Origin of the sequence: Lactobacillus helsingborgensis, from assembly GCF_003173695.1 — a bacterium.
GTDB classification, from domain to species: domain Bacteria; phylum Bacillota; class Bacilli; order Lactobacillales; family Lactobacillaceae; genus Lactobacillus; species Lactobacillus helsingborgensis.
Genome location: NZ_CP029544.1, coordinates 766177 through 776721, shown reverse-complemented (window position 1 = coordinate 776721; position 10545 = coordinate 766177). Strand labels below are relative to the sequence as shown.

The 10545-nt window shown below is 37.5% G+C and carries 1 protein-coding gene; it reads right to left on the bottom strand.

The annotated features are described in order from the left end of the window. Window positions 1–14: 14 nt before the first annotated feature. Window positions 15–10169, bottom strand: coding sequence for an SLAP domain-containing protein (locus tag DLD54_RS03800; RefSeq protein WP_109918286.1), 10155 nt, complete (start codon window positions 10167–10169; stop codon window positions 15–17). Window positions 10170–10545 lie beyond the last annotated feature (376 nt).

Sequence of the window (10545 nt, the reverse complement as noted above, 5' to 3'; positions counted from 1 at the left end):
AAAACTCTAGTTATTTAAAAGTTTGCTTTCTTAACGAACCTCCCTTTACTTAACGTGTAGTACTTTTTATGACCAATTTTGACTGAATTACCATAAGTTTTAACTGACTTACGTTTTTTCAGCACTGTCTTACCTACGCGATGACCATACTTGTTGTATGTGTAAGCATTATGCTTCAACTTTAACTTCTTGGCATCAATATTGCCACTGGCTATATATAATCCATCAGGTAAAGCATAGTATGTCCGACCATTGATCTTCTTTTTTCCAGTAGTCTCAACTACGGAACCTGCAGTAAAGATCAGCTTATTCGCACGTTTGCCGCTTTCATTATAAAGGTAAGCATTATGCTTTAAGCTCTTAGCAACTGTTTGAACAGGTTTCTCAACAGTATTGACATTTGTTGGTACAACTTCTTCATTTGCTGATTTTGCAACAGTTAGCAACTTAACATTTGCTGCTTTGACAAAACGGTTCTTGCCAATAGTAAAGTATCTCTTACCGCGGATCTTAACGGCATCGCCGTAAGTATTCAGCGTCTGACCCTTCTTGTAAACGCCTGCCTTCTTAACCCGCTTGCCCAGCTGGTTATAAACATACGCATTGTGAGTCAATTTTTGCTTAGTAGCCTGTGCATTGCCTACAGCAACATAATACATCTTATTCTTGGCACCTTGATCAACTAAGACGTAGTATTCCTTACCATTTATCGTCTTAGTGCCATAGATAGTCAGGATTGAACCAACACCTAGAGTAATCCGGTTAGCCCGTTTGCCAGTTTCATCGTACAGGTAAGCATTATGCAGCAATTCGACTGCAGAAGAATTGTTTAAATCAACATCCGAACCATTATTCTTACCGTCATTTTTATTGTTGTTGGCATTATCTTCAGGCTTCTTATTTGGATCAGTTACAGGAGTTACTGCAGAACCACCGCCAGTACCTGAACCACCACCGTTATTATTTCCGCTTTGAATAACCTTATCGATTGTTGCCGGATCAGAACTGTCTTGATGAATAGTATCTATCCCGTCATCACGGTGCTTGTCTATATCATCACTACTATTTGATTGATCAATTTTATCTTTGGCATTATCTTTTTGACGGTCGATCTCATCCTTAACCTTTTGTTTTTCACCGTCAGTTAAATCAGTACCATCTTGGTGCTTGCCCTTATTATTGTCAACATCCTTCTTAGCATTATTAGCAGCATCATCAACCGCACCTTTGGCAATTTCCTTTTCCGCTTCCAGTTTATTCTTTTGAATCTCATCATAAGAATTGCCTTCAGTGTGTTTGTTTTTGTCAAAAGCATTTTGGATTGAAGAAGTATCAGCATCATCACCAAATTCTTTATGAATCTTGTCGATAGCCTCTTTTGCTTTATCAGCAATTTCCTGATCAGCCTTGTTTTTGCTGATTTGATTTGCCTTATTAATCTCAACTTGGATATCGTCTTTAGCCGTGTCAACTACCTTATCAATATTAGTCTTCTTACCAGCAGGATCATCACTAGGTGCATTAACTTGATCAACTGCTGTGTTGCTATCTGTAACGTGCTGATCAACATTATTAATAAGTTCTTGCTTCTTTGTATCGTCTAAATCTTTATTATTCTTAATCTCAGTTTTTGCCTTGTCAGCAGCATTTTTAATTTCTTCCTTAGCTTTAAGTTTATTCAAAGCTGTAATGCCTTTATCGTAGGCAGAACTGATTTCCGGAATATTGTCAGCCTTATTGATGCTGGCTAGAGCATCAGTTATATCTTTAATATGATCCTTATAATCTGGATTAGCTTTTTGCTCACTAGTTAATTTGTCATATTCATTTTGCAAACCATTAGTGCCATTTACAGCATCATGCTTATCTTTAACAACCCATTCAGAAGAATTTTGCCAAATCTGATCAATGCTAGTTCCAACGTGATCTTTATCTTTTGGAACATTGTCAACATCTTTGATAGCTTCAATTTTTGCTTTTTCAGCATCATAAGCATCATCAATAGCCTTAATAGCTTCCTTCTTTTCAGAATCAGTTAACTGCGACTTATTAATAATATCATGAGCCTGATTCTGCTTGTCTTTCAAATGGCCTTCTGCCTGGGTTTTGGCTCCGGCAAGATCTGCTTGGTCAATAATATTTGAAATACCAGGAACATCTTTTCCAGTTGAAGGATCTTTGTAGCCGTTCTTGGCCTTATCAATTATAGCCTGAGCATCGTTTTTGACTTCATCAGCAGTTCTATCGGTAGTACCATCCTCTCCTTTGACAGGAATATCATTTATTTCTGTCTTACTCTTGTCAAAGATATCCTGTACTTTTTGCTTTTCCGTATCTTGATCAGCTGCCGATAAACCAGAATCTTCAATCTTTTTATCAGCTTCATCCTTAATATCTTGCAGCTCTTTGATAGCATCTTGCTTAGCTTCGTAGATATCCTGTTTATTCTTAGCTATATCGTAGATCTTATCTACACCGGCTTGGCCAAAGTTAATTGGCTCATTATTTTCTGGCACACCTTTTTCGATATTAGACAGCTTATTCTTTGCTGCCTCCAAGTCAGATGCAGTTGCATTCTCAGGTAAGGTAACTTTGCTAATTTTGTCTTTGGTACTTTGCACAACTTCATCAAGTTGCTTTTGCAAATCAGCCTTTTGCTCATCACTTAAACTAGAGGCAACTGAACTGATATCACCTTTTCCTTTGACATAATCATCAATAGCAGCAATCTGCTTGTTCTTTTCAGCTAGCAAATCACTTGGCAACTTAGCCTGATCGATGGCATTTTCTCCAGCCTGCTCAATATCAGCTAAATTGTCACTGTCTTTGGCGCCATATATGTTGCTGATAGCGCCTTGCAGAGCGTTATTGATATCTTTTTCGCCTTGGCTAATTTCATTAGCATCAAGATGATCACTCTGCAAGCCGTTCTTTGCAGTTTGAGCATGCTGCTTCAACTTGTTAATAGCTTCATTCTTAGCTGCAAAGCGATCAGTTAAGCCAGTAATTGCTGAAACCCCATCTTGTGCGGCCTGATTCATAGCGTTGTTAGGATCGTTTACATCATTTTTAGCACTTTGAATGTTTTGCGCAGCTTTATCGCGTTCAGCTTTGATCTGGTCTCTCATTTGATCAGCCAGATTTGGATCATCCTTAGCGATCTCGTCTGCTGTAGCAGAAGCCTTATTGACGGCATCTTGCAACTGAGTTAACGCATTTGTCAGTGATTCTTCTTTACCAATTTCAGCGCCGATTTGACTTAGATCATTTTTGTTCTGGTTCTGGGCATTAGACAAACTATCTCTATCGGTGGCCGAGTTTATCCTAGTTTCACCATCTGAACGAGCCTGATCAATTTTTTCTTTTAGCTTATCATATTGGTCTTGACCCAGTTTCTTATCGGCTAAATCTTGATCAATCCGTTGTTGCAGCTTGTCCGCAGCACTTTTTAGATCATTTTTAGCTGCAGCTTTATCATTTGCAAGTTGAGCATCCTTACCTGTCTGCTCTATACCCGTAATAGCACTTTGGCCTTCTTCTTTAGCTTTATTAACTTTGTCAATAGTATCTGATTGATCTATTTTGTCTTTAGCCTTATCACGTTCTTTATTAATAGCATCTTGGTCAGTTGGATCATTTTTACCAGCATCAATTGCTACTTGGTCCAAGTCAGACTTAGCCTTGTTTTTAGCTGCTTGCAATTTAGCATCAGATAGTGCCTTGTTAATGTCGACTAATCCAGTATTCTTTTCCGTATCTATCTGGTCAGCAGTGGCACCATCAACCTTGGCTACGGCGCGATCATGCGCTTCTTGAGCCTGGTTCTTAAACTTATCCTTTTCGTCTTTACTTAGATCAGTTAGGCTATCAATTTGATTAGTGACTCCAACATAATTTCCGCCGCCATTAAGCGCTTGGTCAAGTTCATCAATTGCTTGATTACGTTGATCTCTTATTTCATCTGCATTAGAAGCAGATGCAATATCAAGGATATTTTGGATGCTTTGGATAGTATTGCCTTTAATCTTATTAACTGTTGCAATATCACTTGCTGCGTTTATATCTTTCTCACCAAGATCGGTAACAGCTTTGACTGCATCCTTATCTTTTTGGTTTGTGAGTTGGGTATTTGCTTTAGCACCCGTTTCTTTAATTGCAGTTATTGCGGTAGCTTTGGCAGCAGCCAAGTCAGCACTTGTTTCTGCCTTGTTAATAGCAGCTATTGCATCTTTAGTAGTTTTTTCTATCTGGTCTTTATTAGTTGCCTTCCTAATACTATCAATTGCATCGTTTGAACTTTGCTGAATAGTATTAATAGCGTTATCAAATGCGTCCTTAGCAGCTGTTTGTTCACTTTCACTAAGACCATTATAAATTTCAGTCAAACGGGAAGTAGCGTCATCTGCGGCAGTAGAAATTTGATCAATGGCACTTTCCTTGTAGCCTTCAAGACCGTTACCTTTTGCTTCAGCCGCATCAATTGCCAGTTCACCATTTTGTTCTGCAAGATTAGAAGCTGGGATCTTTTCTGCATTATCGACATTAGCCTTTGCTTCATCACGAGCAGCTTTGATTCCGGCAATAGTGGAGTCCTTCACTGTCTGAGCAATATCTGTTGCATTGCTAATGCGATCTATTGCTTTTTGAGCATACTCATCAAGTTTTTGCTTGTTAATAACTTTATTAATGTTTACATCGCTGATGACATCATCAATAGCTGCTTTGCCTTGTTGAGCTGCTTGAGTAACTTGTTGAATAGAAGATGTACTTGCAGAATTAATGTTCTTGACTGCTTGATTGTATTGTTCTTCAACTTTATTACGTAACTGATTCTTATTATCACTCGTAACTTGATCCATATTGCCAATTTGCTCTCTAATTTTGCTTCTCTCAGTAAGCAAGTCATTTAGAGCTTGATCTTTGGCAGACTGCAAGTTTGCAGCTTCCTGAATCTCAGTCAGTTTCCTCGTACCATTTGTAAGGGCATCATTGATATCGTCCTCTTTACCTGCTGACTGAATAGCCGATTGAGCATTATTGAAGGCATTTGAGATTTGGTTATAGTAATCGTTCTTTTCGGTAACACTTAAATTAGGATCTGTGGTTATTTGTGTATTAGCATTATCGCGAGCCTGTCTTAATTTCTTAATAGCTTCATCACGCTTTGCTACCAAATCTTTTGTTGCTTCGTCATCCGAGATACTGTCAACAATGCTTTGAATATTCTTTTTGCCTTTATCAGCATCATCATTAATATCTGAAACATTAAGGTCACCTGTTACTGCTTGAACAGCTTGGTCATAGGCATTGTCAATCTGGTTTAATTTGTCTTCCCAGTCCTTGTCTTTAAGTGAACCCTTATCATGTGCTGCAGAAATGGTCTCTCTGGCTTTATTCTTGGCAGTTTGCAAATCAGAAATTGCTTTAGCGCGTGCCGCAGAAACCTGTGCATCGTTTAAGTCCCTGGTAATATTGTTTGCACCATCTTGAGTAGCTGATTTAACAGTGTCTTCATCTTGAGCAGCAGCAATCTTATCTTTGGCAGCTTGCGCATCTTGATCAATCAAATCTTCATAGTGTTTCTTGTTTGATTGACTAAGTTGACTCTCAGGTATGCTTTCAATCTTTTGCTTGGCAGCCTTTGCCGCATCGTCAATTGCCTGAGTAGCTTCTTGACGAGCCTTTTTGATTACACTATCGCCCTTATTCTGCGCATCAGCAACTATACTGTCAATTTTACCTTTGGCTGTTGTCACAGCATCATCTATCTTTGCAGTGTCAATATTACTTAAACCGTTAATACTGTCGTCAGCAACCTTCTTAATTTGATCATGGTATGTCTTTTTATCTTCGTCACTTAGGTTTGGCGTATTGTCAATAGCATCATTTGCTTCTTGTTGCTTTTTCCTAATTTGTGCAACAGCGTCACTTACCTGATTGTTACGCTTACCTAACTCTTGCTGCTTAGTCAACAGATTGTTCAGAGCAGTGATACCGTCATTTCTGGCTCCGTCAATTGTTGTAAGCGAGTCAGCTTGATCAACCCTTTGAGTATATCCCAGTGGATCGGCATTATTGCTTAAAATCTTTTGAGCCTGTTTCTTGGCATCGTCAATATTTTGAGCGGTCAAGCCGGAAATGTTGCTGATTTGATTTTCGACATCAGCTTCAACATCAGCTAATTTCTGTTTAGAAATTGCTTTAAGCACATTCTTTTTGGCAGTATCTTCTGCAGCTGCTACTGCACTAGAGTCAGCTGCTTTATCAATATTTGCCAACCCATCACTAATTGCTTTTGCAATATCGCTATTTGAGTTAACTGATAAATCATTTTGATTAGTTACAGCAAAGCCTGCAACTTCAGCCTTTGCTGCAGCTTTATCAAAAGCTGTCTGTGCTATAGCTTCTCTTTGCTTTATAGCCGCACCATCTGACGTACCGTAAATAGATTTGCTTGCATCATAGCCTGGGGCGCCAGGTTTAGCAGTCGCAATTTTAGCAGCATTATCGATTGCATTTAAGTACTCTGCTTGATCTGCTGCTGCAAGTCCTGATTTCTGCACTCTCTTTTTGGCTGCTTCAGCTGCTTTATTAATATTGGCAGCTTCCTGATCTGCATATACCTGTTTGATCGCTTCAAGACCTTCTGAGCCGTCAGGATCATCGCCATTGATGACTTTATGTACAGCATCATTTAAAGAATTTTGAATATCAGTCGTTTTGTCGCTGTGCTTAGAAATTTCATCTTTAGCGGCATCTTGCAACTTTTTAATTGCACTGATAGTGTTCTTAAGAGCATCAATCGTATCCTGAGCTTCTTTTTGGTGACCTTTGACTGAAGTTTCATCAGAATCTTTATCAATGTCACCTTTGTCAGCAGCAATTGCTTCTGGACGTTTAAGTCTATCAGTTAAACCGTTAATCTCTGCTTTTTCAGTGTCGCTTAAGTTAGAATCTTTTGCAGTTTCTGCTATATCAGTTTTTACCTGTTCAATCTGCTTATTAAGATCAGATTTGATAGAATCCTTATAGACAAGAGCAACTTTATCGATTGCCTTTATTCCCTCGTCTCTAGCACTAGCAACATCATCGTTATTTTGTGCAGCTTTAACCTGATCAATGGCTTTATCTCGCGCTTGATTAATTGCCTGAGTTTGTGAAGGATAATATCCAGATTGTTTACTTGCCTCATTATTCAACTCATTAATGGCATTAGTTTTATTAGTTTCAATTTGAGCTGAACCATTAGCAGCTTTAATCGCATCATCAATAATCTTTAAAGCAGCATCCCGACGCTTGTTTACAATCGAAATCGTATTTGCATCAGAGGAGTAAACAGATGTGTCCTTGTTAGCACTATTGATGGTCTTTGAAGCTGCTGCAGCAGCTTGAGTCATCGCGTCATTAAATGCTTTATTTTGCTCATCTGTCAAATTATTAGGCTTATTATTTTTAGCAGTGTTAATTGCATCATTAATAGCCTGGGCAGCTTGATCGCGAGCTTCACTCAATGTCAGAATATCCAAACCTATTCTGACAGGTTTACTGGTATCAGTCGGATCATATCCAATGAAGTTAGCACTCGGAGACAACTCAATACTATAATTTTTATTAAATTTAATGGTTTTATCTGCCGGAATATTAATGGTAAATGAACCATCGTCATTGACCACAGCAGCGTACTGGGTTGGCAGAGGATTAAGTGAGCTATTCTTAGAGTCTCTATACGTATCATCAGTTGCAGCATAAGGATTGGGAACTCCATGATTCTTATCATCCTTATCTGGCCACGGAATTTTTTTGCCCTTATCGTCAATAATATTGGCGGCAATATAAGCTTTAGTAGCTATCGGCATAACCAAACCGAACTTATTTTGAGAGTCTTCCAGACCATCTACTTTAGGGTCATAATTTATTATACTACCTGCAGCACCCGTAATAGTGTTTGAACCATCGTCATTTCTTGTGACAGTGACTTTACTGGTGTCAATGTCCATAAAACCACTTGGGTTGGCAGGAATAAAGGCAATATTATTATAGCCAAAGTTTTCGCTATTGTTGAATGCTCTTTGAATAATATCAATAAAAAGATCGTCAAAAGTATTATTGCTATTGCTGCCTGCAGTTTCTTCTAAAGATTCTTTCACATCATTTGGTAACTTTTCATAATTAATACCAGCAGATGTTATTTTGGCTTTTAATTGATCCAATAGATCTTTAGTTAGCGTCGTTTTACCATTCAATAGCTCAAGTTTGTCTACAAGAATGGTGCCTTTTCTTTGTTTTCTAACATTTAAAACGTGGAATGGCGGTAAAGTAAGTTTGCCAAGTCCAATGTTTAAATTAGTAAGATCGAATTGTTGCCGTACGTTTGTTATAGTAATATTATTTTCACCAACGATACTGGTATCTGAATTCTTGTTAGCCTGCGCATTCAAAATTAGAGAGGTGGGGTTATTGACAATTAAGGTACCACCCTGAACGTCTACTAACGTAATAGGTTTTTTACCGTCTCCGGCACCAGTCCCGTTACCAATGTCGGTGGAACCATCGAGAACAATATTAAAAGCACCGTTTTCAACATCAGCTTTGCCCTTAATCAAGACTAAAGTTCCACCATAGTCACCCATGTCCTGACCTTTGACATTTAAGGTGCCCTTAGGTTTAATGTTAAAATTACCACCATCATAAATAAGGTAGCCACCACCATTTGCGTCACTGATGTTACCGTTAGTAGTAATATTTACTGTACCATTGGTTTCAATATTGAAACTAGAGTTAGAATTCCGTAGATATATCGCTCTACATTTATTGTTATTGCGAGTTCCCTTATATGGATTTGCCTTTGAGTTATCAGTCATATTAATATTTAGTGTACCAGCAACGTTTACGGTGCCTTTACCAGTAATAGCAATAACAGTAAATGGTCTACCCCATTCACCACTTGAACCATGAGAACCGTCATACTCTAATAACGGCGTCAAATTAACAACGGCACCTTGATCAACCGTAACAACGTCATTATCGTTTTCCATTTCAATCACGCTGCCGCCAAAAGTAGAGCCTGTGAATGTACCGTCTACAAATTCAACACTACAATTTTGACCAGTGAACTGAAATAACTGCTGGCTGTCACCGTCAGAATTTCCTTTAACCGTTCTTATTACGTTATCACCACGAAAGAAGATGTGAGTGTTCCGACCAGAATAAATTAACTGAGAACCTTCAAATGTTGTATTTATAAAGGTAATGTTGGCATATTGATTATTATTTAGCCCACCAGTATCAAATACGCCATAATAATCTGTGCTTGTCATTGCAACATTTTCAAAAGTTACGTCAAATGAATTACGCTGAATAATTTCAGGGTGGTTTCGTTTAAAATCAATTAAATGTCGCGTATCCCCATCGGATATGATGCGCAACGTTCTTCCGGGAACTCTACCAATGGACTTACGTCCACCACCATCTGGGGCAGCAATATCATTCATGATACGAATTTCGCTCACATTTGCATTAAGTAAAGCAGCACTAAATTCGTCCCAATCTGTGACCTGCTTAACTTCGCTAGCAGTAGCATCCTTTTTTGCATCTTTATCAACTAATTCAGGATCCTGAGAATCAGTTTTTTCAGGATCATTCGTTTCTGAAGTATCCTGATTTGTGTCATCATCAGTTTTAGCTGGATCCTTAGCATTACTTTGATCCTGATCAGGGGTTTTGGAACTGTCGTCAACAGTATTATCCTTATCCTTGTCCTTATCTTTTGAATCATCAGTCTTGGAATCCTCAGTTTTGTCTGTAGAATCTTTTCCTGCAGTAGTTGGTTTCTCAGTATCGGTACTCTTTAAAAAAGAACTCAGACCAGAAAATGTAGTTAAGTCTGCATCCTTTTTCGTTGAGTTACTTTGCTTATTTTCACTTGGAGTTTGGGCTTTATCTGCTGTTTGATCAAGCTCAGTCTGAGACTCATTAGTTTTAGTATTAATTTCTTCCTTTGCAGGATCAACAGTATCAGCCTTAGCGGTCTGACTATTCAAGCCAAAAAAAGTAAAACCGAGCAAGACAGAAGCAGCACCAATTGTCAATTTACGAATTGAGAAGTGGTCTTGCTTTGCCTGCATTTCCATTTTACGTATTCTTTCTCTATTATTATTTTTACCTAGCATAAAATAATCCTTTCTCAAAAATACTATTTATAGCAATATTTTAATGCTAGGTGTATTTTGTGTCAATATAGTATTCATTATAAACTATCCTTAAATAACATATAGATAAAAAATAAAAATTTAGTTTTTTTAAATAACTTTAAAAAATCTTAATTTATATATAAATATAAGGTTTATTCTGATATAAAATAACATTAATAATTTATAAAAAAACGGAAATTTGTAATATTTTTATGTATATAAGAAATATTTTCATTACTTTATATCTTCATATATTTATATATACTATACGTGATTTTAAATATTATTTACTATATTCAACTATTTATGCAAACCCGTTAATAGCTTAATTTTTTAAAATTAAATCTATCGTTTT